Source organism: Mesorhizobium sp. M1348 (assembly GCF_040317925.1).
Taxonomy (GTDB): domain Bacteria; phylum Pseudomonadota; class Alphaproteobacteria; order Rhizobiales; family Rhizobiaceae; genus Mesorhizobium.
The window spans coordinates 286,474-310,266 of record NZ_JAMYLH010000001.1 but is presented as its reverse complement, the minus strand read 5'-3'; the positions used below and the strand labels follow the sequence as shown (position 1 = coordinate 310,266).

Sequence of the window (23,793 nt, the reverse complement as noted above, 5' to 3'; positions counted from 1 at the left end):
TCCGGTCGGCAGCTCGATCCGCCTCGCTTATGACCCTGAGGCTCTGATGGCGATGGCCGACTGAATAATTTCTAGCGCAGCAATGCGGCCGGCGACGATGGCGCCCTCGACGTAGCCCGGAAATGATGGCGACAGCTCCGACGAGGCGAAATGGATCGGCGACGCGCCAGCACGGATAATGCGTTCGGCATCAGTTGCCGTCGCATCGACGATCAGATCGCTGTAACCGCCGCCGCTCCAGCGATCCCCGGTCCAGTCGCGATAGCTGAGATCGATAATGCCGGCCGCCTCGATACCGAGCGCCTCTTCCAGCTTTGATGTCACCTTTGCGCGTAACGCTGCGTCGTCCAGATCCCGCCAGCGCTGCGCCAGCGGCCCGCCGATGAAGACGACAAGTGCTGCATGATCCTCGTCCCTGCTTGCATCGCAGGCAAAGAGCCCGTGCGGATCGCGCCACATCACCATGCCGCTCAAGCCCCTGTCGCGCCAGAAAGCCTTGGGATAGCGCACCAGCATTTTGATCACCGCGCCGCTTTGCCAGACGCCGAGGGCTCTCTTCAGCACAGCCGGCAGCGGCGGCACGAAATCCACTCTCGAGGCCATCATCGGCGGTACGGCGACCAGTACCGCTCGTGCCTCGATCGCGCCGGCAGGCGAAACGACGCGAACCCCTCCCGGCCCGTCCTCAATGGCCTCGACAGCTGTATTCAGCCGCAGTCGATCGCCGAGATCCCGCGCAAGATCATCCGCCAGCGAATGCATGGTTTCGCGCACGAAATACTGCAGCTCCGACACCTCGTTGGTGACGCGTCGATCATTGTCGATCAGGTACCACAGCGGCAGCCTTTCCATTGCCAGGCACCACAGGCCCTCGATCATCGACCGAAAGGCGGCCTTGGCATCGTCGGGATCGGCCTGGCGATCGAGCCATGCCGCGACCGTCAAGCCGGCAATGGCCGGGTCGTTCGGTGCGATCGCATTCATCCGCTCGCGTATTCGCATCGCGGTGCCGTAAGTGCGCCCGGCTTGCGCCTCGCTCATTCGCGGCTGCGTGACGAATTCGCCTGCGACATGGGTCTCGACCAATGTCTTGCGGCGCGCTCGCACCAGCGCCATCAATTCCGGCATGTCTTCGCACAGGAACTGGCCGCCGCTGTCGATCCGCTCGCCGAGCCCGTTCTGCACGGCTTCGACGCGTCCGCCGACACGGTCGCGGGCTTCGAGCACCACGAAATCGACGCCAGCCTTCTTCAGCTCAAGCGCTGCCGACAAACCGGTGAAGCCGGCGCCGAGGATGGCCACATCGGCTCGTTCGATCGTGGACTTCATCAGCCGGCCTTGATCTTCTCGAATTCCGCGACCCACCGCTGCTTGAGCTCAGGCGCCACCGGCTGAGGATGGGAACCGGGGTCCTCGTAACGGGACTGGTCAAACAAAACGAGGTCCTTGTCCGGCCCCAGCGCCGCAGCCGAAGCCACCAGCGCTCTCAGAGGTCGCGTCAATGTCTTCATTGCTGTTCCATCCTCTTTTGATTGTTTCACGCCGGCTTGGCACCGCTGGCTGCAGATTTCGGATAGTGCTTGGGGAATGCCGCGGACAGGAACTCGTTCGCGGCCTGCAGTGCCGTCTCGCGTGTGGTGTCTTCGGTGCCCATCATCAAACGCAGCCACAGACCATCCAGCATGGCGCTGAGCGCCAGCGCCATGACTTGTGGTTCATAGGCATAGAAGCCGCTCTGCTTGAGCGCCGCGCAAAGATCGATGAAGATGTTCTGGTAGACGGCATCGCGTGCGCTGCTCAGCGCCTGATATTTCGGCCGCGATTTGGCCTCGCCCCAGAAGGCACACCAGGCAGCCAGCTTGCGCTTGTTGCAGATCGAGCGGTCGAAATCGGCCGCGACCAATGCCTGCAACTGGCGGGCGGGATCATCGCCGGCCTTTTGCAAGGCGCTGCGCCAATGCGCAGAATACTCGTCATACATGTATTGCAAAGTGGCAACGAGCAGCTTCTCCTTGCTCTCGAAATGGAAATTGACGATGCCGCGCGACAAGCCGGCGCCGTCGGCGACGTCGGCCATAGTCGTTTCCGAATAGCCGCGCTTGGCCAATGAATCGATTGTCGCTTCGATCAGTTGAAGCTGCCTTGTCTCTTTCGACGCCTTGCGGCCGCGCTTTTCGGAATCGCTTTTTCGCGCCGGTTCGAGGAGGGCTTCGCGCGCCTCTGTTGTCTTCATCGGGTGATGGTCTCCAGCATCGCCGGCTAGCCGACCGGCTTCGGCCGCGAAGATCAGTGGGATGGTGCTCGCCACTGTCAAGCACCTTCTGCAGGGCTGCTCGGGTTCGAATGTTCTCGTCGAGATAGGCATCCTTGGAGAAAACGATGTCGAAGGCACCGTTGGCAAAAGGTGGCGATCCCGGCGATGCGTGGACCAGATCGGCGCCCCCGCCTGCAGCGGACCTTTGGGTCGAGATCTATGCCAGGCGCGAGCTGCGGTATCACCAGCTGTTGAAGCGTGCCAAACTGGTGCCGCGGCCGTTCGTCAGGCTCGACCGCCGCACCGCCAATCCGCCCGCGGATTTTAAGAGATGACTGACGACACTTACAGTCGCGAAATCGATGCCGAAGCCGCCGAGCAGTGGCAGCTGGTCAACATGCCGCTCGGCGAAAAATGGTCGGGCCGAACCCGCTATGCCGCGGCCATGTTCTTCTACAAGCGCGGCGAGATGGACGCCGAAACGCTGGAAGTCTACCGCATCTGTGCGCGGCTGGATTCCACCGATCCGCTGCCGATCATCCGCGACCGCGGCGTCGGCCAGGACTGGCTGAAGCGCATGGGCGCCTAGTAATTCCCGCCTAGGCCTGTTGAGATTCAGGTCAGGCCGAGTCGAAAACGATGGTTTCCGAGAACCGGGGCGGAGCGTACTTAAGTACGTGAGCACCGGAAGCGCAGGAAGCCATCGTTTGCAGGCCGGCCTCACCTGAATATCGACAGGCTTAGCCGATGGTCTTTTCCAGCATGCCGAGCCAGTTGCGATAGGCGATCTTCTCGATCAGCGCGCGCCCGAAGCCGCGTGCCGCGAACGCGTCGAGCAGTCTTGGCAGGCCGGCAACGTCGCCTATCACGGCCGGGATCATGGCGCCGTCGAAATCCGAGCCTAGGCCGACGCCGTCTTCGCCCAGCGCCTGCAGCAGCGAATCGACATGGCGCATCATGATGTCGAGGCTGGTGTCGGCGTTCATCCTGCCGTCCTCTCGTAGGAACCCGGTGGCGAAGTTCAGCCCGACCATGCCGCCGGAGTCGCGGATCGCGCCGAGCTGCCATTCGGTGAGATTGCGCGAATGGCCGCAGATCGCGTGCACGTTGGAATGGGTCGCGACCAGCGGTGCGTCGCTGATCTCGACGACGTCGCGGAAACCTTTTTCGTTGAGATGCGAAAGATCGATCATGATCTTCAGCTGGTTGCAGGCTTTCACCAGCGCCTTGCCGGCATCGGTCAGCCCCGGCCCTGTATCGGGCGACGACGGGAAGCGGAACGGCACGCCGTGGCCGAAGGCATTGGGACGGCTCCAGACGATGCCGAGCGAGCGCAAGCCGGCTGCGTGGAGAACGTCGAGCAAGGTGAGCTCAGGGTCGATCGCCTCGACCCCTTCGATATGGAACACCGCCGCAATCGAGCCTTGCGCCATCGCCTTCCTCACATCGCCGGCGCTGCGGCAGACGGTAAGCGCCGAAGCCCGCTCCAGCCTGAACAGGATCGAGGCCATCGCTACGGTGGAGTTGAGCGCATCGGCGCGAGGAACCTCGGGCGGCAAGGGCTCGCTGTCGCTCGGTGCCAGCGGCACGGCGCCGCGTTTGGATTTCTCGACAGGCGGCGGGAAGATCGCGAACATGCCGCCGGCAAATCCGCCTTTCTTCGCGCGTGGCAGGTCGATATGGCCACCCGGCGTCCCCTCGACGAACAGCTTTTCGACGTCCGCATCCTTCGACTGGTAGAGCCTGAGCAGCGTGTCGTTGTGGCCGTCGAAGACGGGAACGAGATCGGATTCGGTCATGGAGGGCCATTCGGTTGAAGTGGTCGGACCGCAGACGGCGAGCCGGTTTGTTGGCAATACTTAGGCAAGACGGGCGCTCTGCGCAAATCCCGTATGTTTGCCTTGTGTTTGTACGCCGCCAATGGCCGAAGGGGCACGCGGTAAAGCCGCGCACCCTTTCTCCTGTCATTCATCGAGGGGGCTGCCTCTTACCGCTTCAGCACGTCCGCCCATTCCGGATGGCGGCGGAATTGAGCATTGGCGAACGGGCAAAGCGGGATGATCGTCTTGCCCGCCGCACGTGCATCCTCGACGGCACGGGTGACCAGGCGAAGCCCCGCGCCCTGGCCGCGAAATGCATCCGGCACTTCGGTATGGTCGATGATGATCTGGTGCTCACCGATCTTGGTGAAGGTCATCTCCGCCTCGGCGCCGCCCGGCCCACGCAGGAAGTAGCGGCCCTTCGAGCCGCGGTCCTCCAGCTCGATCTCCGGCAATAGGTCAGACATGGCTTGCGGTCCTTTCATCCGGCGCAAGGGCGAACAACCGCCGCGCCGCCTCGATCTCGGTTGGCCGCACCTCATGGCCGCCGTCATGCCACTCGACTGTGACATCGGCGCCATCGGCGCGCAAATAGGCTTCAAGCCGCGCCGTCAAATCAGGCGGACAGATCGGGTCCCGCCTGCCGGCGGTGACCAGGATGCGGCTGCCGCCAAGGCTGCCCTTGACCTCCGGCTCGAACGGGATCAGCGGATGCATCAGCACCGTTGCGTCGAACAGCGACGGCTCGGCAAACAGCACCGAGGCCAGGATGTTGGCGCCGTTGGAGTAACCGAGGCCGAGCACCGAAGATGGCTTTGCCGCCTCGACATGCGCCTTGACGAAGCCGGCCATCTTGTCCGTCGCTCGCGTGAGGTCGCCCATGTCGTAAACGCCCTCGCCGGTCCGGCGGAAGAAGCGTGCGGCGCCTTGTTCCGAGACATCGCCGCGCGGGGCGACGATCGTCGCTTGCGGCGCAAGATCGCGCCCAAGCGACAGAAGCTGGGCCTCGTCGCCGCCGGTGCCATGAAAGACGAAGAGCAACGCGCCATCAGGCGAACCGGGCAGCACCTTGTGAATATACGAATCCTTGCTCATGACCTTGTCCTCAATCTTCCAGTTTCTGCAGATGCTGCTCGAGATAGGGCCGCAAATGCTGGTGTTGCGACGGCAGTTTCAGCGCCTCGCCGAGATGGGCGGTATCCTCGTCGCGGTCGAAGCCCGGCTCGTTGGTGGCGACTTCGAACAGCACGCCGCCCGGTGTGCGGAAATAGATCGCCCAGAAATAATCGCGGTCGATCACCGGCGTCACCTGATAACCTGTATCGAGCAGCGCCTTGCGCACTTCGAGCTGCTTGGCGCGGTTCTCGACGGCGAAAGCGACATGGTGGACCGAGCCGGCGCCGAGATTGGCGAAGCCGGCCCCTGGCAGCGATTCGATATCGACGACGTCGGCGCCGTTGCCGTTCTTCACCGCCAGCCGCCTGACGTTGCCGGACTTGTCGACCTCCTCATAACCCATGAATTTCAGCAGCTCTTCGGTGGCGCCGCCATCTTTCAGCCTGAGCGACACCGAGTGAAAACCGCGGATCGCCTCGTCGGTGGGAATGCCACCCTTGGCCCATGGCGCACGGCTGTCCGCTCTGTCCTCGACCAGTGCAAACCCGTCGCCGTCGGGACCGGCGAAGACAAGACGCTTCTCGCCGAACGTCTCCTCGCCGGACAGCCCGGTGACACCTTGCTCGGCAAACCGTTTCTCCCAATAGCCAAGCGTGCCCTCGGGCACCGAGTAAGCGGTGGTACCGACTTCGCCGACGCCATGGCGGCCTTTGCCAATGTTCGGGAACGGGAAATAGGTCATCACCGAGCCGGGCGTGCCGACCTCGTCGCCGTAATAGAGGTGGTAGACATCGGGTGCGTCGAAATTGACGGTTTTCTTGACCCGCCGCAGGCCGAGCGTCCCGGTGAAGAATTCATTGTTCTGGCGCGCATCGCTGGCCATCGAGGTGACGTGATGCAGGCCCTTGACCTGGTCGAGCATGTTTCTGCTCCTTTCCTTGTGCCGGTGCGGCCCTTGCCGCTGTCCACGCAAATATGAGCATCCGCCTCCTGGCCGCAAAGGCGGCAAACACAGAATGGACTGTGCTGTTAAAGTGAACGACGAAGCAGGTTTTGTTCACCATTCGGCAAACTGGACCGGCTTGCATACTCGCCGAAATTGCGCTCCATGAGCGACGCATGTAGCCAGCGTGAGGATACCGCGGTTGAGTGGAAAACGCCCCAACATTCTCCTGATCACCTGCGACCAGTGGCGCGGCGACTGCCTGTCCGCTGCTGGGCACAAGGTGGTAAAGACGCCGAATGCCGACGCGCTGGCTACCGAGGGCGTTTTGTTCCAGAAGCACTATGGCGGCGCCGCACCTTGCTCGCCGGCGCGCGCCTGCCTCTACACCGGCCTCTACCAGATGAACAATCGTGTCTGCCGCAACGGCACACCGCTCGATGCCCGCCACGGCAACATAGCGCTCTGGGCGCGCGCCTTCGGCTATGATCCGACGCTCTTCGGTCATACGGACATGGCGCGCGACCCGCGCACGCTGGCGCCTGGCGACCCGCAGCTGAAGAGCTATGAAGGCGTGCTGCCCGGCTTCACCGTGCGTCAGCTTCTGCCCGAGCACCAGAAGCCCTGGCTGTCATGGCTCAAGGCGCGCGGCGTCGATGCCGGCGCCGGCTCCCCCGCCATCCACCGCCCGGTGGGCGAAATCCTGGAAAACGACGGCGGGATTCAGCAACGCTCCGCCAATCTATTCGAAAGACGAGACGCCGTCGGCCTTCCTGGCCGGCGAATTCATCCGCTGGCTCGGCGAGCAGGAGCGCGATACGCCGTGGTTCGCGCATCTTTCCTTCATCAGCCCCCACCCGCCCTTCATCGTGCCGGCGCCTTACAACGCCATGTACGATCCGGCCATCGGTCCAGCTTTTGACCGCGCCGAAAGCTGGCAGGCCGAAGCAGCAAGCCACCCTTATCTCGCCTATGAACTTGACCGGCAGGAACGGTCGAAATTCCGTCCCGGCTCGGAGGGCAAGGTGCGCGACTGGGGCGACGATAATTTTCGCCGCATCCGGGCGCTCTATTACGGCATGATCTCGGAGGTCGACGCGCAGCTTGGCCGTGTCTGGCAAGCGGTCAAGGCGGCCGATGCGTGGGACGACACCGTCATCGTGCTGACCTCAGACCACGCCGAGATGATGGGCGATCATTTCATGCTGGGCAAGGGCGGTTTCTTCGACGGCAGCTTCCATATTCCGCTGATCATTCGCGATCCGCGCCGCCCCAAGGCTGCCGGCAGCAGCGTCGACCGCTTCACCGAGGCGGTGGATTTGGCGCCGACCTTGCTCGAGCTCACTGGGCTCGAGCTCACTGGCGGCGAAGTGCTGCCGCATCTCGACGGCCGCTCGCTGGCGCCTTTCCTGGACGCAACGGAGCCGGACAATTGGCGCGATACGGCGCATTGGGAGTTCGATTTCCGCTCGATCGCGGATGGTGATGCCGAACGGTATTTCGGCATCGGTCCGCGTCAGTGCAATTTCGCTGTCATCCGCACGCAAAAGTTCAAATATGTGCATTTCGGCGGCGGCCTGCCGCCCTTGCTCTTCGACCTTGAAAAAAAAGCCGGCGAGTTGACCAACGTCGCTGACGACCCAGCCTATCTGCCGGCGCGGTTGGAATTTGCCGAGAAGTTGCTCGCCTGGCGGGCCGAGCATCTCGACCAGTCTCTGGCGCTCGCCGAATTGACGGACAATGGCGTTGCCGGCCATGTCGCCGGCTTTCCCTCGAGATAAGCAAAGCCCGCGCCGTTGCCGGCGCGGGCTTCTCTGTCGGCCTGTGTGCAGCTTAGCGCATGATCATGCGCTGTTTGTCGCGACTTTGCGCATAGGTGGCCTTGTCATAGGGGGCCTGCGCCTCAAGCTGCTCCTTGGTGAAGTTCGTGTAGAGATAGCGCTTGCCGTTCTTGTCGGTCATGAATTTCAGGTTGTCCATGCCGACCGCCACCTCCTTCTCGCCGACGCCAAGGAAGCCGCCGACGTCGATGATGACTGCGTCGACCTTCTTGTCGCTGCCCAGCACGATATCGCCAATTTCGCCGACGTTGACATCGTTGGCGCCGTAAACGGTTGTTCCAACCAGATCCTCGGCCCGGATTTCGCCCATCGGCATTTCGGTTAGCGTCGACTTGTCGATCGACCCGGTCTTGGTCTGGTCGGCCGCCGAGTTAGCCGGAGGCGCTGCTGCCGGAGCGTTTTGAGCCGTCTTGCTGGCTTGGTCAGTGTTGTTGGTCGTCGCGGTGTTGCTGGCCGTCACGGTAGGCGTGACGGTGGCGGGCGCAGTAGCCGCGGCATCATTCGACGCAGTGGTTGCCGGGGCCGGATCATAGGGCTTGCGGTCGAAGTCCGGCTGCGCCTGCAGCTCTTCTTTGGTCGTTTGCGCGACCAGCCAGCGATCGCCGTTCCTTTCGGCCCATTGCGCCTTGTCAAAATCATAGGCGACGTTTTTTTCGCCGATGCCGAGGAAGCCGCCGACACCGATGATCAGCGATTGCGCCTTGGCTTCCTTGTTGATGACGATGTCGTTCACGTCACCGATGTTTTGGGCGTCGTCGCCGGTGCCGTTGTAGACGGTCTCGCCGATGATATTGGTGGCGAGATTGCCTTCGGCGCGCTTCACTGGCTCAGCCGGCGCGGCAGGCGCAGGGGTTGTATTTTGCGCGCTGGTGGAAGGGGCGGCAGGCGCCGCATTATCGGCCGAAGCTGGTGGCGGAGGTGGATCGTAAGGAGTCCGGTCGAAATCCGGCTGGGCCGTCAACTCATCCTTCGTCGTTTGCGCTATCAGCCAACGGTCGCCATTTCTTTCGGCCCATTGCATCTTGCTGTAGTCGAAAGTGACGTTCTTGGTTCCTATGCCAAGAAAACCGCCGACGCCGATGACGACGGATTTTACCTCGCCGCGCTCGTCGAAGACGACGTCGCTGACCTTGCCGATATTCTGGGCATCGTCGCCGGTGCCATTATAGACGGATTCGCCGATGATGTTGGTGGCAAGGCTGCCCTCGGCACGTATCGCCGGAGCGGTATCCTGGGCGGCGGGTGGTTGCGCCGGCGCCGGGGTCGTCGCCGATTGCGCAAATGCACCCGTCGCAATCAATGTTGCGACTGCTGTCGTGGTTAAAAGGGTGCGGATCATCTTAGTGTCTCCTCGTCGGTGATTTCGTGCACGCCCTGCCCGCCTGGCGTCACTGCGGGCGCAGCGTCTTCTGCATGTTCACAACGTTGTGACCACACTGTTGTTCCGAAAAAAGCCGTGGTGCACCCCGTGCGATGTCAATGGTTCTCGGATTCGCCGCGCTGGTCGAACGGAACATTTTCTCGGCCGCCCCGTTCCACTCCCGGCTGGGCCCCGTCCCGGCCCGATAGGTGCTGGAAAATGGAACGGCCATGCGGTTTGCAGCGGTGCTGAACAAGGACGGGGGCACCCTGCGCACCATCGATCTTGAGGCCTTCGCCAGCCGGATGCGCGGCACGCTTGAGACTGCCGGCCACTCGATCGATATCGAAATCGTCGCCGGCAAGGATATCGTCGCCACGCTGGACGGCATAGCTTCCAGGCGCGGCATCGACGTCGTGCTGGCGGGCGGCGGCGACGGCACTATTTCGGCCGCGGCAGCCCGTTTGATGAATGGGGAGAAGGCGCTGGCAATTCTGCCGGCTGGCACAATGAACCTTTTTGCGCGCGGCCTCGGTATTCCGCAGACCCTCGATGCGGCACTGAAATCGTTTGCGGACGGCGAGGTGATGGCGATTGACATTGCAACAGCCAACGGCCGGCCTTTCGTGCATCAATTCTCGATCGGCATGCACGCCAGGATGGTGCAACTGCGCCAGAAGATGGAATTCGGCTCGCGGCTGGGGAAGATGCGTGCCTCGGTGCGAGCCGCTTGGGCAACGATCAACAATCCACCGGCGATGAAAGTAACGCTGACGATCGGTGAGGCCGAGATCAGAACCCGGATCACCGGTATCGGCATCACCAACAATCTGTTCGGCGAGGGCCACCTGCCCTATGCCGATAATCCGGCAGGCGGCGTGCTGGGCATCTATGTCACCGTGGCACGGCGGCGCGGCGAATTGATCAGGTTCCTCTTTGACGTCGCCCGTGGGAAATGGCGCGGCAACGAGCATGTCGAAATCCATCAGGCAAACCGCGCCGTTTTGAAAATCCATTCGACGAACAGGAAAGTTCAGGCCGTCATGGACGGCGAACTGGTAAAGCTCGATCGCGAGACGACCGTCGAAATCCATCCGCGCGCGCTGAATGTTCTCGTCCCGGCGCGCGCCGCCGAGGCAAAGGTTGCCTGACGTGGGGTAGCGTGATGTGGGGTTGCGTAATGCGAGCTGACACGAGCGATGGAGAGAATCTAGCCGCTGGGCGTGTTGCCCTGCTCGGTCTTCGGCGTCTCGATCATCCAGCCGTAGATTTCGGCGACGCCCCAGGCGATAAAAGCCAGCAACAGCGCGGCGATCAGGATACGAAGGACATGCCGACCCCGCCGCCCTTGACGGGCTTTGTTTTCAGGAATGATTTTTGGCATTGTCTGGCTCCATATTTGGCGCCGGCAGGCGTAACTAGCGGGGCGTTGGCTGGTAACGGTCCCCCGCCGCGAAAGTTCCGGCTCGGCAAGGCGACAAACGGGCCGATTGGCCTGATCAATCAGCGGGGCCGGCCACTGGGGGCATAGTGGACGACAATAGCCAGAAAACGCCGGGCCTGCCGGCCGATATTCGCCGTGTGGTGGGCGCCGCGGACCGCCTTGCCGTGCTGCACGGCCTCGACGCGCTGGACAGGGCTGCCGATCCTGATTTCGATCGTATCGGTGGTCTTGCCGCTTCGGCGATGCAAACGCCTGTCGCACTGATCACGCTGGTCGATGCCGAGCGGCAGTGGTTCAAGTCCTGTATCGGTCTCGACGAGACCGAAATCGCAACCGAGACATCGTTCTGCGCCTATACCATCGCAGCCGGCGACGTGCCGATGGTGGTGGCCGACGCGGCGGCGGATCCGCGGTTCAAAGCCAATCCGCTGGTCACCGGCGAGCATCATATCCGCTTTTACGCAGGCGTGCCGATCGTCGTCGACGGCGCGCTGATCGGCACGCTGTGCGTGCTCGACCGGAAGTCGCACGCACGTCCCTCTTCTGTCCAGCTCGACCAGCTGTCGGCGCTGGCTGGCCTCGCCGCCAGCCTGTTCACGCTGAAGGATGCAACCCGCAGCGCGGCGATTGCCGAGGCCGCACTGGTTCGAGAGGAAAAGCGGCGCGCTATCGCGCTTGACGCGGCTTCGCTTGCCAGCTGGGCATGGGATATCCGCAGCGACATGATCGACTGCGATGTCCTGCTGTCCGAATTGTTCAACCTGCCCAAGTCGAACAGGCTGAGGGCGCGCGACATCCTGACCGCCATCGACCTGCGCGACGTTCACCAGACCGAAACACGCTTTCGCGACGCGCTGACCGGCAGCGACGACTATTTTGGCGAATACCGTGTCAAAGGCCTCGATCCGCCACGATGGATCGCAACGCGCGGCCGCGTCATAGAACGCGACGGCGAGGGCAAGCCGACGCTGATCTTCGGCGTCAACTACGACATTACCGAACGCAAACTTGGCGACGAACGTCAACGGCTGTTGCTGCGCGAGCTCAACCACCGCGTCAAGAACACTTTGGCAACCGTACAGGCGCTGGCGACGCAGACCGTTCGCCATGCCCGCCAGCCAAGCGAATTCCTCCAAGCCTTCAGCGCCAGGCTGCAGGCACTGGGCGTTGCGCACAGCCTGCTGTCGGACCGCGAGTGGCGCGGCATCGGCATCCGCGAGCTGGTGGAGATCGAGCTAAAGCCGTTCCAAGCCGCCGGACAATCGCGGATGGCGATCTCCGGCGCCGATGTCCTGCTCTCACCCGACCAGGCAGTCGGGCTAGGGCTGATCCTGCATGAACTGGCAAGCAACGCACTGCAATACGGGTCGCTCTCGGTTTCTTCCGGAAAGGTCGATCTCGATTGGAGGGTACAAGGCAGGAAGGGTGCACGGCGTCTGTTGCTGGCCTGGCGCGAAAGCGGCGGCCCGCGGGTTGCGCCGCCCGAACGCCATGGCTTCGGCTCGATCCTGATCCGCCGCAGCCTGGCCAAGGTCATTTCCAGCGAGGTGACCCATGAATTCCGGCCGGACGGCGTGGTCGCCGAAATATCGATTCCGCTCGAAGATTTGTGACGCCAACATTTTGCGACCGGCGCCAGAATCGTTTGCCCCGAACTATCCCCTCCGAACTATTCCCGTTTGCCGGTATCCGGATCATCGGAGCCGCGCTTCACGTTCTCGCGGTAGATGGCGTAAGCAGCGAGTGCTATCGCCGGGCCGAGAATCGCGCTCAGTCCAGCCTTTCCCGGGCCACCTTTGCCCTTGAGCAGCGCCGGCAGCACGGCGAGTGCCGCAGTGATGCCGATAGCCTTCATGTCGGCGTTGCGTCGCTTCGCCCGGCGTCTGGCGCGCGAGCCAGCCGACATCCGGTAGACGAGCAGGATGAGACCGGCGATTGCCAGAAAGCCGATCCCGAAGCTCAGGGAGGCTGCCATCGGCCCATAGCGGGCCGCCGTCCAGATATAGGCCGCCCCGACCAGGAAGCCGAGGCCGCACAGCGCCGCGAGCGCTGCGACCGAATAGACAATCGCAGCGACGCGCGCGCGTTGCACCGCCGCAATGGTTTCGCCCGAGGCGAGGCCCGAGATCAGCGATGCAAGCATTCCCATGCGTGCAGAACTAGCGGCGAGCGAGAAGCGCGAAGAGGAATCCGACGCCTGCGGCGATCGCCAGCGAAGTCACCGGTTTTTCGCGCATATGCGCTATCATCTGCGCCTCGATGTCCCTGGCGTTGCTGCGCAGGCTGTCGAAGGCTGCCTCGCCCTGGGTTCGCAACTGCTCGACGCTTTCGGCCGCGGCTCGCCGTGCTGCCCCGTAGCCATGTTCGCCAGTTTTGGCCAACAGCTTGGTAAGTTGGTCGATGTCGGCCTTCAGTTGTGCGATGTCGGCCTCAATATCGGAATTCGTGCGGGCTTCGTTCGCGGCCTTTCCTGCGGCAGTCGCCATTGCTTCACTCTCCATGCTTTTGCTCGGTCGAAACGCTCGACAGACCCCAAGGTTCCGGCACGAACCTCTTCTAACCCTATCTCCGGCAGCGCGCGTTGCAAATGCCTTGCACGGGCCGAGGCCGACGCATCCGCGCCGGCACGTCTTTTTTAAATGACAGCATGCCAAATAACGATCATGACTTCCCCCGTTTCACGTTAGAGACGCATTCAAGGAGATATTGCTGCGTGCGCGCATCACTTGACGGTTTGCGGATTCTTATCCTGGAAGATGAGTTCCTGATTGCCATGGATATCGAGCAGCTTTGCCGCGACTACGGCGCGCTCGATGTGGTCATCGCCCGTGATCTGACTGAGATCGAACAGCAAGACGTTGCCGCGCAGTTCGATGTGGCCATCGTCGACCTCATGCTGAGCGGCGTTTCGACGCTCCAATTTGCTTCGCGGCTGCGTGAAGCGGGCATCCCGTTCGTCTTCGCCTCGGGCTATTCGGATACCGACGAGATCAAGAAATCCTTTCCCGGCGTCAGACTGGTCACCAAGCCCTATTCGGGAGACGATCTCGTCGAAGCAGTGGCGGCGGCCCGCAGGCGAACGCCTCTCCGCTGAGGCGCGGAGCGGTTCGAACACGGCCACGCTTCACGCAGCCGTCGACCCGGTTACCTGAGCCGAAATTGCGTCCGGGCCATACTCGTCTTCACCGGAGATCTTCAGGATTTCCTGCAGCCGAGTGCGGGCGCGGCTGACGCGGCTCTTGATCGTTCCGACGGCGCAACCGCAGATCTCGGCCGCTTCCTCGTAGGAAAAGCCCGATGCGCCGATGAGGATAATGGCTTCGCGCTGGTCTTCGGGCAGCAACTCGAGCGCGCCGCGAAAGTCTTCGAGGTCAAGCTGGCCGTGCTGGGCCGGATGAACGGCAAGCCTGGCCGTCATGACGCCATCGCTGTCCTGCACCTCGCGGCCGCGCTTGCGCATCTGCGAATAGAATTCGTTGCGCAAGATCGTGAACAGCCATGCCTTCAGATTGGTGCCGGGCTGGAAGCTTTCATGCTTGTCCCAGGCCTTGACCAACGTTTCCTGCACCAGGTCGTCGGCCTTGTCGGCGTTTTGCGTCAGCGACACGGCAAAAGCCCGCAGGCTCGGGATCGAGCCGAGCAAGTCGGTCTTGAAGCCCTGGGAGACGGCCGCCATGCCTCAGTCCTTCTTTTGCACAGGTTCGGCCTTTTCCAACTGGCTGAGCAGTTGGGCGAAGCGATCCGGCACATTGTCGGAGACCAGCTCGTCGTAGTATTGTTTGAGTTTGCGGCCGATTTCCGAGTTCGGCCCAAGCGGGTCGCGGGAAGCAGCCCGGCGCCCGTTGCCAACGCCAGCCGTGGTAGCTTTCGTCATGTTCTTCATTTCGCCCTTTGTCCCAGCCTTAAGCCGCCCTTCAACACATAACGCAAGGCAAGCGGCAGCCTCGTCTGGTTGCCCAACCCCGCCCTAAACGCCAGCCCGCATACTTAGTTCCGCATGACCGGAACTTTTTCGCACAACCCGCGTTTCTAACTTTGGGGTTGCGAGCCGTTTTTAGCTATAACATGCAATCACGTCATATGAGGGAGACGTCCGATATGAGCCTATCAGCAACCATCGCTCCGCACCTGCCGTTCCTGCGCCGCTTCTCGCGCGCCGTATCCGGATCGCAGGAGAGCGGCGACGCGCTGGTCGCCGCAATGCTCGAGGCCATCATTGCCGATGTCGACATCTTTCCGGACGCATCGAACGACCGCATCGCGCTCTACAAGGTCTTTGCCAAGCTCTTCACCTCAGTGGCCATTCGCGTTCCGCAGGAGCATGCCCAGTCGGCATGGGAACAGCGCGCCGCAGCCAATCTGAATGCAATTGCGCCTCGTCCCCGCCAAGCCTTTCTGCTGGTCGCGGTCGAAGGCTTCAGCGAAGACGAGGCGGCGGAGATTCTCGACGTCGACGAACAGGAATTCTCCGAACTTCTCGCGCAGGCGAGCAACGAGATCTCCCGTCAGGTGGCAACCGACGTGCTGATCATCGAGGATGAGCCGCTGATCGCCATGGATATCGAAGAAATGGTCGAAAGCCTCGGCCACCGCGTCGTCGGAACGGCGCGCACCCACGCCGAGGCGGTGGCGATGTTCGGCAAGGCGAGGCCAAAGATGGTGCTTGCCGATATTCAGCTTGCCGACGGCAGTTCGGGCATCGCGGCCGTCAATGAGATCCTATCGTCGACCTCGGTGCCGGTGATCTTCATCACCGCCTTTCCCGAGCGCCTGCTCACCGGCGAGCGGCCGGAACCGGCTTTCCTCGTCACCAAGCCGTTCAATCCGGATATGGTCAAGGCTCTTATCAGCCAGGCCCTGTTCTTTGACCGGCACGCGAAAGCCGCAGCATAAAACAGCTAGCGGCCGAGTTGCGGCCGCCAGGGTGTGGGATAGCCACTCCCCTTGGACCGGATGGGGGCGTGACGCCGGCTTAACACACGACAGCCAACTGCTGCCGAACCTGACGAGGACCTTTTCGCACACACCGCAGCAATTCGGGCCATAACGATTTTCAGCATCGTCTTTTTCGGAAAATGGTGGAACAAACGGAGGCGAATCACGTTTTCACCGCAGCATTGGAAGGAGATGGATCATGCTTTACTGGGCGCTCGTATTTCTCGTCGTGGCGATCATCGCCGGTGCGCTTGGTTTCGGCGGTATCGCTGGCACCTCGGCCGGTATAGCGCAGATATTGTTCTTCATCTTTCTCGCCTTCCTGATCATATCGCTTATTGCCGGCCTGATCAGACGAGCGTGAATGCCAAGCGGCCATTCAAGCGAACACTGGAAGCCGCACCCCTCAAACGGTTTCCAGCCACCGCCGGGCAGTGTCCTCTAACGGGATGCCGCTCGGCGGACCGCTTTTTAAGGCTTGATACGAAGCTCCTCCTTTTGGAACCCATTTTTCCGCGAGCCGTTCAGCCCGACATGGGTTGAGCAAATTGACCGATGCGTTCCAGAGTCGGAAAAATGAAAGACCGCGGCCAGAGTGATGAGATCATCGCTTTGCATCCCGCCGAAAGCGGAATGCAGCTTGGCCGGGCACTTCTCCATGCACTGCACAATGCCGGGATTTCCGTCCTATACCAGGATCGCGAAATGAAGACGGTGTGGGCGCGCAACATGCGCGCCCCATGGACTTCCGATGCCTCCGACAACAACGGCATCTTGCCGCCGGCGCAGGCGGAGCGTATCGGCGCCGCTAAGCACGACGTCATCGTCTCCGGCAATCCTCAACATCTCGAACTCAGCGTGCCGGCCGATGACGGCGCCCGCTGGTTTCAGGTGTGGATAGACGCCGACCGCAGCGAGACCGGCGCGGTGCAGGGCGTCGTGACCACCATGGTCGAAACAACCGAGCAGAAACGCCGGGAGCAGACGTTGAAGGCGCTGCTGCGCGAAGTCAGTCATCGCTCCAAGAACCTTTTGGCCATCATCCAGAGCATCGCCACCCAGACGGGCCGTTATTCCGGCAGCATTGACGATTTCCTGACGCGTTTCCGGGGCCGATTGCAGTCGCTGGCCTCCTCGCAGGACCTGGTTACGTCATCCAATTGGCGGGGAGCGGCGCTGCGCGAGCTGGTTTCCGGTCAGGTCGGCAGGTACGGCGCGGACCCCTTGCACAGCCTACGCTTCCGCGGCGCAAATCCATATCTCAACCCCAATGCCGCCTTGCACATCGGCTTGGCCATGCATGAGCTCGCCGTCAATTCGGTCAGCTATGGCGCACTGTCGCGCAGCGACGGTTTCGTCGAGGTGACGGCCGATCTGACGGCAGCTTCCGCTGGCGAGCCTGCGCTGTCGCTGACATGGGCCGAAGTGATCGGAGCCAACGACAATCAACGTAGCGAGAAGCGTTTTGGCAGCGTCGCGCTTGAACGCGTCGTGCCCACTTCTTTGAATGGAACGGCGACACTTGAGATCACCGGGAACCGCCTCGAATACCGCCTTGTCGTTCCTCACGGCAATTTCGAGACGGATTGAACGAACGGCGGTCGGCGCGAGAAGGCTTGCTACGCATCGCCAACCTTAACCGACTGTTCACCATAAGGTCCGATCCTGTCCGAACGTGCCGATCCACCGGACATCGATTGAGTTTGGCACAATATGAAAGGAATGGGCCTTGACGGCTGCCGACTTGAACAGACTGGAACACGCCGCTCGCGTCTCGATGAGCGGTTTTCAGGATCCCGACGCGTCCGCAGCGCCCGCGCCTCGTGCATCGCCCCTCCGCTTCGCCGCCGTCGCGCTTATGGCCGCTATCGTCCTGACCGCCGCGTCCCAGCTGATCTGATCGAGCTCGCCAAGGTCCGCCGCCGGCTTCCGCTGCTCACGTCTGCTTGATCGCTCTGTCGTCACAGGAACTTTGAGGGATTTTGGCCGTTTCCATGGCGAGAGGGTCCCGCCATGGAGCACATTGCCGCCTTGCTGCTGGTTGTCGGCTGTTCGAATGCCATGACCGCGTGCCGTGAATTGCCGGCGCCGGTAAGCGTTTTCGAAACCACTGCCGAGTGCATGACCGCGCGCCCATTCGCGGTCATCGACCTGCAGGGCCAAGCCCAATATGTCGTCGCCAGATGCCTTGCCGTCGATCCTGCGCTCGAGGACGACTATGACAGCATCATCTGGAACGTGCGTCCCGACGGCACGCTCGATGCGTCCTTGGAGATTTCCGGGTTCGTGGTAGCATCGAACGGCGCACGCCCCGAAAAAGACTATCTTAATCAACAATGAAATCGTGCGGGCAAAGGCCGTACTTTCATGCTAAATGGCGGCTGGAGCTTATTAAAGTGAGGACAAAAGTGAGGATGACTCCATGCGGAAGATGATTATTGCCATGGTTGCCGTGGTTGCGGTCAGCGGCTGCACCACCACGGAAGAGAACGTGGGTATCGGCACTGTGGGCGGCGCGCTCATTGGCGGCGCTGTCGGCGGCGGCAAGGGCGCTTTGATCGGCGCCGGCGCTGGTGCGATTGGCGGTCTGCTCGTTCGCCGTCTGCAAAATGGCTACTGCCAGTACAGAGATCGTCACGGCCGGATCTACACAGCTCGCTGCAACTAGTTTCGAGCTCCAGGCGAACAGCAAACGCGGAGACGGGCCACCTGTCTCCGCGTTTGCCCTTTTAAGGCGCTGTTGCGACGCGGGTCATGAGGCGGCGTTTCAGGCCGGCAGCGGAACCTTGATTTCGACGTTCAAGCCATCTTCGCGAAAATCGCGCCTGATTGTGCCACGCAATTCGCGTGTGACATTGAGATCGATCAGTCTGGTGCCAAAACCGCTCTTTGCCGGTGTCTCGAGCTTCTTCTGACCGGCCTCACGCCAGTTGAGAGCCAATGTCCGGGCGCCGCCGCGGCCTTCGAGCGACCAGTCGACCTTCAGCGCACCGACTGAATTGCCGGCCTCGCCATGCTTCAGCGCATTCGTCGCCAGTTCATGAAAGACGAGGCCGAGTGCCTGCGTCGTCTTTTCGTCGAGAAGAACCTCCGGTCCCGACAACAGCCCTTCAGGAAGCTCGCTGCCGAACACCTGGCCAAGCTCGATGCGCAGCAGGTCGCCGAGATCGGCTTTCTGCCAGCGTGAGCGCGTCAACATGTCCTGGGAAGCCGCCATCGCCTGCAGCCGGGCCGAGAAAGACGTCGAGAATTCCTGGACGTCGGCGGTGTGCGATGCTGTCTGGCGCGCGATTGCCAGCACCCGCGTGATCGAGTTCTTGATGCGATGCTTCATCTCCTGCAGCATCAGGTCTTTTTCCAGCAGGCTCTTTTCGGTCGTTTCGTGAAGCAGCGAGACCGCCTCATAGGCCCGCTCCTGGTAGCGGGCCACCAGCGCAATGGCGCCGGCAAGCAGCAGCCCGAACAATCCGAGCATCACCGGGATGGCGCGCGAGGAAGGTTGCGAGAAAGCACTTGTCGGCCTGAACAGGACGACCCACTGCCGGCCGGCGACCGTGATCTTGCGGGTGACCAGCAGCCTGTCGCCGAGGCTCGAAACAGGCGGCGTTTCCGACTGGAACAGCAGGTTGTCGCTGTCCACCGTGCCGTCATAGATCTCGGTGTTGACCGGCAGCAATGGTGCCCGGCTGAGCGCAGCCTGGAACAGGTCACGGGCGCGGAAGGCCGCATAAAGGAAGCCGGCAGTCGAGGATCTCGACGCGTTTACGGCGTCCGGCGCGGTTTCCACATTGAGCCGGACGAAGACGAGGAACCCGGCAAAGGTCTGCGCGGCACCCGTATCCTTGCCGAGCTGCACGAGCCCGCTGGCATGCTGCTGGTCGTCGGCCATCGCCTTTTCGATCGCCTCGCGCTGCACCGGCCCGGCAAACATGTCGTAGCCGATGCTGGATTTATTGGACGGATCCAGCGGTTCGAACAGCACGATGGGCGTACGCCACGGCAAGTTCGTGTCGGGATAGATCGGATGGCTTGCGCCGTGATCGTGCAGGATATCGCGCTCGACCGCCGCCTCGTTTCCCGTCTTCGCCAGGCGGAGGAAGCCGATGCCGCGCAGGCCAGCGAAATTATTGTCGATGTCGAGCGCTTTGAAGAAAGCCTTGAACTCGCCTTGCGAGATACCGCCATTGCGCGCGTCGAACAGCGCCCGGGTTGAGCGCAGCAGCGACAGGTCCAGGTCGATGCGGCTTTCAATCCGGTTAAGCGCGTCGTCGGCCGTCGCCTCGAATTTTATGCGGGCCGCCTCCTGGGTGGCAAAATAGGCAAAACCCGCCATCGTCAGGCTGATCAGCGCGACGGCGATAAAAGCGACGGTCGGAAAAAGCTTCTTCAATTGCTGATACGTCCCGTGGACGGTTCGGCATCTTTATGGGCAAGTCCCGACGCCAACACAATGGCGAGGCCAAAGCATGGTGACGGCTGGCATATTTTGGCGGCTTGTGATTAGCCGGCTAATTCTCATTCATGCGGCGATCTTCAGGGCGCCCGGCCCCGGAATGGCGCCGGGTGGGCACTTGCCGAGGATGATCATGCCGAGCACTTCGTCCTGGGTGACGTCGGTCGTGCGTGCCGTGCCGACAACCCGACCGTTCTTCATGACGCAGACACGGTCGGCAAGCTCGAACACGTCATGGATGTCGTGGCTGATCAGGAAGATGCCGATGCCGTCGGCCTTGAGCTGCCTGACCAGTTCGCCGACCTGTGCCGTCTCCTGCGGCCCGAGTGCCGCCGTCGGCTCGTCCATGATCAGGATGCGGGCGTTGAACAGGATGGCGCGGGCGATCGCAACCGACTGCCGCTGGCCCCCCGAGAGCTTTACCACCGGCTCCTTGAAGCGTTGGAAACGCGGATTAAGCCTACCCATCACCTTGCGCGCCTCAGCCTCCATGGCGACGTCGTCGAGCGTACCCCAGGCGGTCATCAACTCGCGGCCGAGAAACAGGTTGGCGGCCGCATCGACATTGTCGGCCAGCGCCAGCGTCTGGTAGATCGTCTCGATGCCGTACTTCTTGGCGTCGCGGGGGTTGGAGATCGAAGCCTCCTCGCCGTTGACGAAAATCTGGCCCGCATCGCGCTTGTAGGCGCCGGACAGGATTTTTATCAACGTCGATTTGCCGGCACCGTTATGGCCGAGCAAAGCCATCACCTCGCCCGGGAAAAGATCGACCGAGGCATCGTCGACGGCGCGAATGCCGCCGAAGGCGATCGAAATGTTGCGCATGTCGATCAGCGGCGTGGGAGCGGTCTTGTCTGCCATGCTTGTTCTTCCTCCCTATAGATCCTGCTTGAGCATGATCTTGTCCGAAAGCCGGTTTCCACCTTGCGGGATCATGCTCAGACCCGTTTGCGATAGACGGTATCGAGCCACACCGCGACCACCAGCACGGCGCCGACAACAATGCTCTGCAGCGGCGAATCGATGCCGAGTAGCACCATGCCGGATTGCAGCGACTGCATCAAAAGCGCGCCGAGCATGGCGCCGAGCACGGTGCCGGAGCCGCCGGCGAGCGACGTGCCGCCGATCACCGCCGCCGCGATAACCAGGAGCTCGTCCAGCGTGCCCAGCGCATTGGTCGACGAGTTCTGCCTGGCTGACGAGATCGCTGCGGCGATCGTCGCCAGCACGCCCATGATCATGAACACCTTCATGGTCACCCAGCGCGTGTTGATACCGGCAAGGTTGGCTGCTTCCGGATTGCCGCCGATGGCGAAGACATAGCGGCCGAAACGGGTACGCTTGGCGATGAAGGTCATGATCAGCCCTACGGCTACAGCCATCAGCACGGGTATGGCGATGCCATGGGCGATGAACAACCCGCCTTCGGGAACGGTTATATTGTTGGCCGCCGCATATCTGTTCACGATGCCGACCGGCCAAGGATAGGAATTGGCGAGCCATATGGCGCCCATGATGACAAGGCAAGTGACGGCCCCGAGGAACGTCTCGGCCCAGATCGGGCGTAACGGGAAGCGGAACCGCTTGCGCTGCACCCGCCCGTTGAGCAGCATGAACACAACCGCAAGGCATGCGACAATTCCGACGATCCAGCTCCATCGCGCGCCGATCGAACCCGCCGGTCCGCCGCCCATCAGCTGGAAAGTGGCATCAAGCGGCGCAATCGTCTGCCCACTGGCGACCCACCATGCGGCACCCCGCCAGACCAGAAGGCCGCCCAGCGTCACGATGAAGGCCGGCACCTCGAGATAAGCGATGATGTATCCCTGGAACGCTCCGATCAGAAGGCCAAGCGCCAGGCCGATGGCCAGCGCCACGATCCAGATCCAGGGGTTGCCTAATTGCAGACCGACCATTCGCACCAGGAAATGCACCTGCGCAAAGCCCATGACCACGCCGATCAGGCCTTCGGCGGAGCCGACCGACAGGTCGATATTGCGCATGACGATAACCAGCACCATTCCGGCGGCCATTATGGCCACGGCGGAAGTCTGCACCGACAGGTTCCAGAGATTGCGTGGCGTCAGGAAGGTCCGGCTGTCGAACTCGAACGGATTGACGCCGAGCCGTACGCTAGAAACGACATGCAGGCCGACCCAGATGACCAGCAGCGCGCCGACCATGCCGAGCATGCGCGTGTCGAGTTCGGTTGCCTTGAGAAATCGGGCAACGATGCCGAGCTCGGATTCCCGCGCCCGGTCTGCGGTCGAGCTGTCGACCGGCGTGTTGGAAGTCGTGTCGGTCATTATGTTTCTCCCGCCGGGTTGCCGTCTGCCGCGGATGCCGGAAGCAGCCTAGAAGTTATCCGCCGGAAGCGGAAAAACAACTCTTGTTGAAAAAACGCCGCGGCGAGCGGCCGCGGCGTTCGGACTTCTCGGAAACGTCGGGTCAGTTGCAGACCGCAACAGTGCCCGCCGCCACACCCGCGCAGACCTCTTCTTTCTTGATCCAGCCGGCATCGATGACGACGTTGAGGTTATCTTTGGTGATGGCGACCGGGGTCAGGAACAGGGATTTTACGGTGTTGCCGCCGGGCGTGGTGAAATCCTTCACGCCGGCAATGTCGGTCATCTGCTTGCCGTCGGCCAGTTGCGAGGCGATCTCGGCGGCGTTCTTGCCGAGCTCGCGCGCATCCTTCCACACCGACACGGTCTGCGTGCCGAGCGCGATGCGGTTCAGCGCGGCGTGGTCGCCGTCCTGGCCCGAAACCGGAACAGATCCGGCCAGCCCTTGCGCCGTCAATGCGGCGACGACGCCGCCGGCAGTACCGTCATTGGCCGCGACCACTGCATCGACCTTGTTGTCGTTCGCGGTCAGGAACTGTTCCATGTTCTTCTGGGCGTTGGCCGGCAGCCAGCCGTCGGTATAGGCCTCGCCGACATTCTTGATCTTGCCGCTGTCTATTGCGTCCTTCAGTACTTCCATCGAACCGGCAAACAGGAAATCGGCATTCGGATCGGCGCCCGAGCCCTTGATGAAGACGTAGTTGCCTTCCGGTTTCACCTTGAACACTTCGCGGGCCTGCATGCGGCCGACTTCCTTGTTGTCGAAGGTCAGGTAGAAGACGTCCTTGTTCTCGATCAGCCGGTCGTAGCCGACAACCGGAATACCTTCGTCCAGCGCCTTTTGCACGGCCGGCCCGATGGCCGAGGCGTCCTGCGCCAGGATGATCAGTGCGTTGGCGCCCTGCGAGATCAGGCTCTCGACGTCGGTGAGCTGCTTGCCGGGGTTGGACTGTGCGTCGGCGGAAATATACTTGTCGCCGGCGGCCTCGATGGCCGCCTTCATTGCGGCCTCGTCGGTCTTCCAGCGCTCTTCCTGGAAGTTCGACCAGGAAACGCCGATGACCTTGTCTTTAGCCTGCGCCACCGACGCCAGCGCCAGCGTCATGGCGACACCCGCCAGAATGGCGGTCGTGAATTTCTTCATCATATCCTCCCTGCGCCGCGTACGGCGTGACCATTGGCCCAAAGACCAGCTAATTTTTTCGAGCCTCGAAAAAATACTGGCCCGATCTCCGGCTGCTGTCAACATCGATTCTGATGGATTTTGATGAGTCTGAGAGTT

Annotated in this window: 27 protein-coding genes and 2 pseudogenes; 12 read left to right on the top strand and 17 right to left on the bottom strand. The window is 62.1% G+C overall.

Translation table 11 applies throughout. The features are described from left to right. Window positions 1-27: 27 nt before the first annotated feature. Genes NKH13_RS01605 through betI form a run of 3 tightly spaced genes read right to left on the bottom strand, consistent with a single transcriptional unit; the run spans window position 28 to window position 2,233 of the window. On the bottom strand, window positions 28-1,329 hold the full coding sequence (locus tag NKH13_RS01605; RefSeq protein ID WP_352910074.1) for a flavin monoamine oxidase family protein: 1,302 nt from the start codon (window positions 1,327-1,329) through the stop codon (window positions 28-30). Next, the gene (locus tag NKH13_RS01600) at window positions 1,329-1,511 is read right to left on the bottom strand and encodes a hypothetical protein (RefSeq protein ID WP_352910071.1); all 183 of its coding nucleotides are present in this window, start codon (window positions 1,509-1,511) and stop codon (window positions 1,329-1,331) included. The genes NKH13_RS01605 and NKH13_RS01600 overlap by 1 nt, the downstream gene beginning before the upstream one ends. Before the next feature lie 26 nt (window positions 1,512-1,537). Further along, on the bottom strand, window positions 1,538-2,233 hold the full coding sequence (gene betI / locus NKH13_RS01595) for a transcriptional regulator BetI (RefSeq protein ID WP_352714584.1): 696 nt from the start codon (window positions 2,231-2,233) through the stop codon (window positions 1,538-1,540). A 221-nt stretch (window positions 2,234-2,454) separates the two neighbouring features. Here betI and NKH13_RS01590 point away from each other — a divergent pair. Then, window positions 2,455-2,589: pseudogene (locus NKH13_RS01590) on the top strand (aminomethyl transferase family protein); the annotation flags it as partial. After that, complete coding sequence (locus NKH13_RS01585) at window positions 2,586-2,843, top strand: hypothetical protein (protein WP_352910069.1); 258 nt, start codon at window positions 2,586-2,588, stop codon at window positions 2,841-2,843. The pseudogene NKH13_RS01590 and the gene NKH13_RS01585, both read left to right, overlap by 4 nt. Window positions 2,844-2,994: 151 nt before the next feature. Here NKH13_RS01585 and NKH13_RS01580 read toward each other — a convergent pair whose 3' ends face one another. The 4 genes from NKH13_RS01580 to NKH13_RS01565 form a co-directional block, all read right to left on the bottom strand. Beyond that, window positions 2,995-4,053: a dipeptidase gene (locus tag NKH13_RS01580; RefSeq protein WP_352469348.1), complete on the bottom strand. Its 1,059-nt coding sequence runs from the start codon at window positions 4,051-4,053 to the stop codon at window positions 2,995-2,997. 188 nt (window positions 4,054-4,241) lie between these two features. After that, window positions 4,242-4,541, bottom strand: a complete 300-nt coding sequence (locus NKH13_RS01575; RefSeq protein WP_254816591.1) for a GNAT family N-acetyltransferase — start codon at window positions 4,539-4,541, stop codon at window positions 4,242-4,244. Continuing rightward, window positions 4,534-5,169, bottom strand: a complete 636-nt coding sequence (locus tag NKH13_RS01570; RefSeq protein ID WP_352910066.1) for an alpha/beta hydrolase — start codon at window positions 5,167-5,169, stop codon at window positions 4,534-4,536. Before NKH13_RS01570 ends, NKH13_RS01575 begins: the two co-directional genes overlap by 8 nt. Before the next feature lie 10 nt (window positions 5,170-5,179). Further along, entirely contained in the window at window positions 5,180-6,112 is a 933-nt protein-coding gene (locus NKH13_RS01565) for a VOC family protein (RefSeq protein WP_292659191.1), read from the bottom strand. A gap of 223 nt (window positions 6,113-6,335) precedes the next feature. Between NKH13_RS01565 and NKH13_RS01560 the strand changes: the two are divergent. Next, a pseudogene (locus tag NKH13_RS01560) lies at window positions 6,336-7,914 on the top strand (alkaline phosphatase family protein). Window positions 7,915-7,966: 52 nt separating this feature from the next. On the opposite strand, the gene NKH13_RS01555 reads toward NKH13_RS01560, so the two are convergent. Then, window positions 7,967-9,313, bottom strand: coding sequence for a PRC-barrel domain-containing protein (locus tag NKH13_RS01555; protein WP_352910062.1), 1,347 nt, complete (start codon window positions 9,311-9,313; stop codon window positions 7,967-7,969). 251 nt (window positions 9,314-9,564) lie between these two features. Between NKH13_RS01555 and NKH13_RS01550 the strand changes: the two genes are divergently transcribed. Then, window positions 9,565-10,485, top strand: a complete 921-nt coding sequence (locus NKH13_RS01550) for a diacylglycerol/lipid kinase family protein (protein WP_352714276.1) — start codon at window positions 9,565-9,567, stop codon at window positions 10,483-10,485. Between the two features lie 59 nt (window positions 10,486-10,544). On the opposite strand, the gene NKH13_RS01545 is transcribed toward NKH13_RS01550, so the two are convergent. Further along, window positions 10,545-10,718, bottom strand: coding sequence for a hypothetical protein (locus tag NKH13_RS01545; RefSeq protein WP_352468959.1), 174 nt, complete (start codon window positions 10,716-10,718; stop codon window positions 10,545-10,547). 146 nt (window positions 10,719-10,864) lie between these two features. On the opposite strand from NKH13_RS01545, the gene NKH13_RS01540 reads away from it, so the two are divergent. After that, entirely contained in the window at window positions 10,865-12,391 is a 1,527-nt protein-coding gene (locus NKH13_RS01540; RefSeq protein WP_352714277.1) for a sensor histidine kinase, read from the top strand. Window positions 12,392-12,447: 56 nt separating this feature from the next. Here the strand turns inward: NKH13_RS01540 and NKH13_RS01535 are convergent, their stop codons facing one another. Both NKH13_RS01535 and NKH13_RS01530 read right to left on the bottom strand, forming a co-directional pair. Further along, window positions 12,448-12,927: a hypothetical protein gene (locus NKH13_RS01535; RefSeq protein ID WP_352910059.1), complete on the bottom strand. Its 480-nt coding sequence runs from the start codon at window positions 12,925-12,927 to the stop codon at window positions 12,448-12,450. Window positions 12,928-12,937: 10 nt separating this feature from the next. Continuing rightward, the gene (locus NKH13_RS01530) at window positions 12,938-13,264 is read right to left on the bottom strand and encodes an ElaB/YgaM/YqjD family protein (RefSeq protein WP_023678546.1); all 327 of its coding nucleotides are present in this window, start codon (window positions 13,262-13,264) and stop codon (window positions 12,938-12,940) included. Between the two features lie 227 nt (window positions 13,265-13,491). On the opposite strand from NKH13_RS01530, the gene NKH13_RS01525 reads away from it, so the two are divergent. Further along, window positions 13,492-13,872 (top strand): response regulator, encoded by a 381-nt coding sequence (locus tag NKH13_RS01525; RefSeq protein ID WP_352714279.1) that lies wholly within the window; start codon window positions 13,492-13,494, stop codon window positions 13,870-13,872. Window positions 13,873-13,902: 30 nt separating this feature from the next. Here NKH13_RS01525 and NKH13_RS01520 read toward each other — a convergent pair whose 3' ends face one another. Together NKH13_RS01520 and NKH13_RS01515 are read right to left on the bottom strand one after the other, a co-directional pair. Further along, the gene (locus tag NKH13_RS01520) at window positions 13,903-14,454 is read right to left on the bottom strand and encodes a sigma-70 family RNA polymerase sigma factor (protein ID WP_023678544.1); all 552 of its coding nucleotides are present in this window, start codon (window positions 14,452-14,454) and stop codon (window positions 13,903-13,905) included. Window positions 14,455-14,457: 3 nt separating this feature from the next. Beyond that, on the bottom strand, window positions 14,458-14,661 hold the full coding sequence (locus tag NKH13_RS01515; protein ID WP_023720919.1) for a NepR family anti-sigma factor: 204 nt from the start codon (window positions 14,659-14,661) through the stop codon (window positions 14,458-14,460). Between the two features lie 215 nt (window positions 14,662-14,876). On the opposite strand from NKH13_RS01515, the gene NKH13_RS01510 reads away from it, so the two are divergent. From NKH13_RS01510 to NKH13_RS01485, 6 genes are all read left to right on the top strand, one after another. Beyond that, a complete protein-coding gene (locus NKH13_RS01510; RefSeq protein WP_023678542.1) occupies window positions 14,877-15,671 on the top strand; it encodes a response regulator in 795 nt (264 codons plus the stop codon). Between the two features lie 241 nt (window positions 15,672-15,912). Continuing rightward, window positions 15,913-16,077 carry a DUF1328 domain-containing protein gene (locus NKH13_RS01505; RefSeq protein ID WP_023678541.1) on the top strand — a complete coding sequence of 55 codons (165 nt, stop codon included), beginning with the start codon at window positions 15,913-15,915 and terminating at the stop codon, window positions 16,075-16,077. A gap of 191 nt (window positions 16,078-16,268) precedes the next feature. Continuing rightward, window positions 16,269-17,303: a sensor histidine kinase gene (locus tag NKH13_RS01500; RefSeq protein ID WP_352451150.1), complete on the top strand. Its 1,035-nt coding sequence runs from the start codon at window positions 16,269-16,271 to the stop codon at window positions 17,301-17,303. Window positions 17,304-17,442: 139 nt separating this feature from the next. Then, window positions 17,443-17,613, top strand: coding sequence for a hypothetical protein (locus NKH13_RS01495; RefSeq protein WP_352468954.1), 171 nt, complete (start codon window positions 17,443-17,445; stop codon window positions 17,611-17,613). A gap of 113 nt (window positions 17,614-17,726) precedes the next feature. Continuing rightward, window positions 17,727-18,053, top strand: a complete 327-nt coding sequence (locus NKH13_RS01490) for a hypothetical protein (RefSeq protein ID WP_352714281.1) — start codon at window positions 17,727-17,729, stop codon at window positions 18,051-18,053. Window positions 18,054-18,135: 82 nt separating this feature from the next. Further along, a complete protein-coding gene (locus NKH13_RS01485) occupies window positions 18,136-18,381 on the top strand; it encodes a YMGG-like glycine zipper-containing protein (protein ID WP_006328050.1) in 246 nt (81 codons plus the stop codon). A 99-nt stretch (window positions 18,382-18,480) separates the two neighbouring features. Here the strand turns inward: NKH13_RS01485 and NKH13_RS01480 are convergent, their stop codons facing one another. From NKH13_RS01480 to xylF, 4 genes are all read right to left on the bottom strand, one after another. Beyond that, window positions 18,481-20,103: a CHASE domain-containing protein gene (locus NKH13_RS01480; RefSeq protein ID WP_352714283.1), complete on the bottom strand. Its 1,623-nt coding sequence runs from the start codon at window positions 20,101-20,103 to the stop codon at window positions 18,481-18,483. 129 nt (window positions 20,104-20,232) lie between these two features. Then, the gene (locus NKH13_RS01475) at window positions 20,233-21,027 is read right to left on the bottom strand and encodes an ATP-binding cassette domain-containing protein (protein ID WP_352910054.1); all 795 of its coding nucleotides are present in this window, start codon (window positions 21,025-21,027) and stop codon (window positions 20,233-20,235) included. A gap of 77 nt (window positions 21,028-21,104) precedes the next feature. Next, window positions 21,105-22,472: a sugar ABC transporter permease gene (locus NKH13_RS01470; RefSeq protein ID WP_352910052.1), complete on the bottom strand. Its 1,368-nt coding sequence runs from the start codon at window positions 22,470-22,472 to the stop codon at window positions 21,105-21,107. A gap of 142 nt (window positions 22,473-22,614) precedes the next feature. After that, window positions 22,615-23,655, bottom strand: coding sequence for a D-xylose ABC transporter substrate-binding protein (gene xylF / locus NKH13_RS01465; protein ID WP_292655550.1), 1,041 nt, complete (start codon window positions 23,653-23,655; stop codon window positions 22,615-22,617). Between the last annotated feature and the right edge of the window lie 138 nt (window positions 23,656-23,793).

Coding starts and splice junctions, on each gene's coding strand:
- betI (WP_352714584.1), bottom strand. CDS start 2,233: ATGAAGACAACAGAGGCGCGCGAAGCCCTCCTCGAACCGGCGCGAAAA.
- NKH13_RS01570 (WP_352910066.1), bottom strand. CDS start 5,169: ATGAGCAAGGATTCGTATATTCACAAGGTGCTGCCCGGTTCGCCTGAT.
- NKH13_RS01510 (WP_023678542.1), top strand. CDS start 14,877: ATGAGCCTATCAGCAACCATCGCTCCGCACCTGCCGTTCCTGCGCCGC.
- NKH13_RS01485 (WP_006328050.1), top strand. CDS start 18,136: ATGCGGAAGATGATTATTGCCATGGTTGCCGTGGTTGCGGTCAGCGGC.
- NKH13_RS01605 (WP_352910074.1), bottom strand. CDS start 1,329: ATGAAGTCCACGATCGAACGAGCCGATGTGGCCATCCTCGGCGCCGGC.
- NKH13_RS01475 (WP_352910054.1), bottom strand. CDS start 21,027: ATGGCAGACAAGACCGCTCCCACGCCGCTGATCGACATGCGCAACATT.
- NKH13_RS01500 (WP_352451150.1), top strand. CDS start 16,269: ATGCGTTCCAGAGTCGGAAAAATGAAAGACCGCGGCCAGAGTGATGAG.
- NKH13_RS01545 (WP_352468959.1), bottom strand. CDS start 10,718: ATGCCAAAAATCATTCCTGAAAACAAAGCCCGTCAAGGGCGGCGGGGT.
- NKH13_RS01555 (WP_352910062.1), bottom strand. CDS start 9,313: ATGATCCGCACCCTTTTAACCACGACAGCAGTCGCAACATTGATTGCG.
- NKH13_RS01470 (WP_352910052.1), bottom strand. CDS start 22,472: ATGACCGACACGACTTCCAACACGCCGGTCGACAGCTCGACCGCAGAC.
- NKH13_RS01585 (WP_352910069.1), top strand. CDS start 2,586: ATGACTGACGACACTTACAGTCGCGAAATCGATGCCGAAGCCGCCGAG.
- NKH13_RS01520 (WP_023678544.1), bottom strand. CDS start 14,454: ATGGCGGCCGTCTCCCAGGGCTTCAAGACCGACTTGCTCGGCTCGATC.
- NKH13_RS01580 (WP_352469348.1), bottom strand. CDS start 4,053: ATGACCGAATCCGATCTCGTTCCCGTCTTCGACGGCCACAACGACACG.
- NKH13_RS01515 (WP_023720919.1), bottom strand. CDS start 14,661: ATGAAGAACATGACGAAAGCTACCACGGCTGGCGTTGGCAACGGGCGC.
- NKH13_RS01600 (WP_352910071.1), bottom strand. CDS start 1,511: ATGAAGACATTGACGCGACCTCTGAGAGCGCTGGTGGCTTCGGCTGCG.
- xylF (WP_292655550.1), bottom strand. CDS start 23,655: ATGAAGAAATTCACGACCGCCATTCTGGCGGGTGTCGCCATGACGCTG.
- NKH13_RS01535 (WP_352910059.1), bottom strand. CDS start 12,927: ATGGGAATGCTTGCATCGCTGATCTCGGGCCTCGCCTCGGGCGAAACC.
- NKH13_RS01505 (WP_023678541.1), top strand. CDS start 15,913: ATGCTTTACTGGGCGCTCGTATTTCTCGTCGTGGCGATCATCGCCGGT.
- NKH13_RS01575 (WP_254816591.1), bottom strand. CDS start 4,541: ATGTCTGACCTATTGCCGGAGATCGAGCTGGAGGACCGCGGCTCGAAG.
- NKH13_RS01550 (WP_352714276.1), top strand. CDS start 9,565: ATGCGGTTTGCAGCGGTGCTGAACAAGGACGGGGGCACCCTGCGCACC.
- NKH13_RS01530 (WP_023678546.1), bottom strand. CDS start 13,264: ATGGCGACTGCCGCAGGAAAGGCCGCGAACGAAGCCCGCACGAATTCC.
- NKH13_RS01565 (WP_292659191.1), bottom strand. CDS start 6,112: ATGCTCGACCAGGTCAAGGGCCTGCATCACGTCACCTCGATGGCCAGC.
- NKH13_RS01490 (WP_352714281.1), top strand. CDS start 17,727: ATGGAGCACATTGCCGCCTTGCTGCTGGTTGTCGGCTGTTCGAATGCC.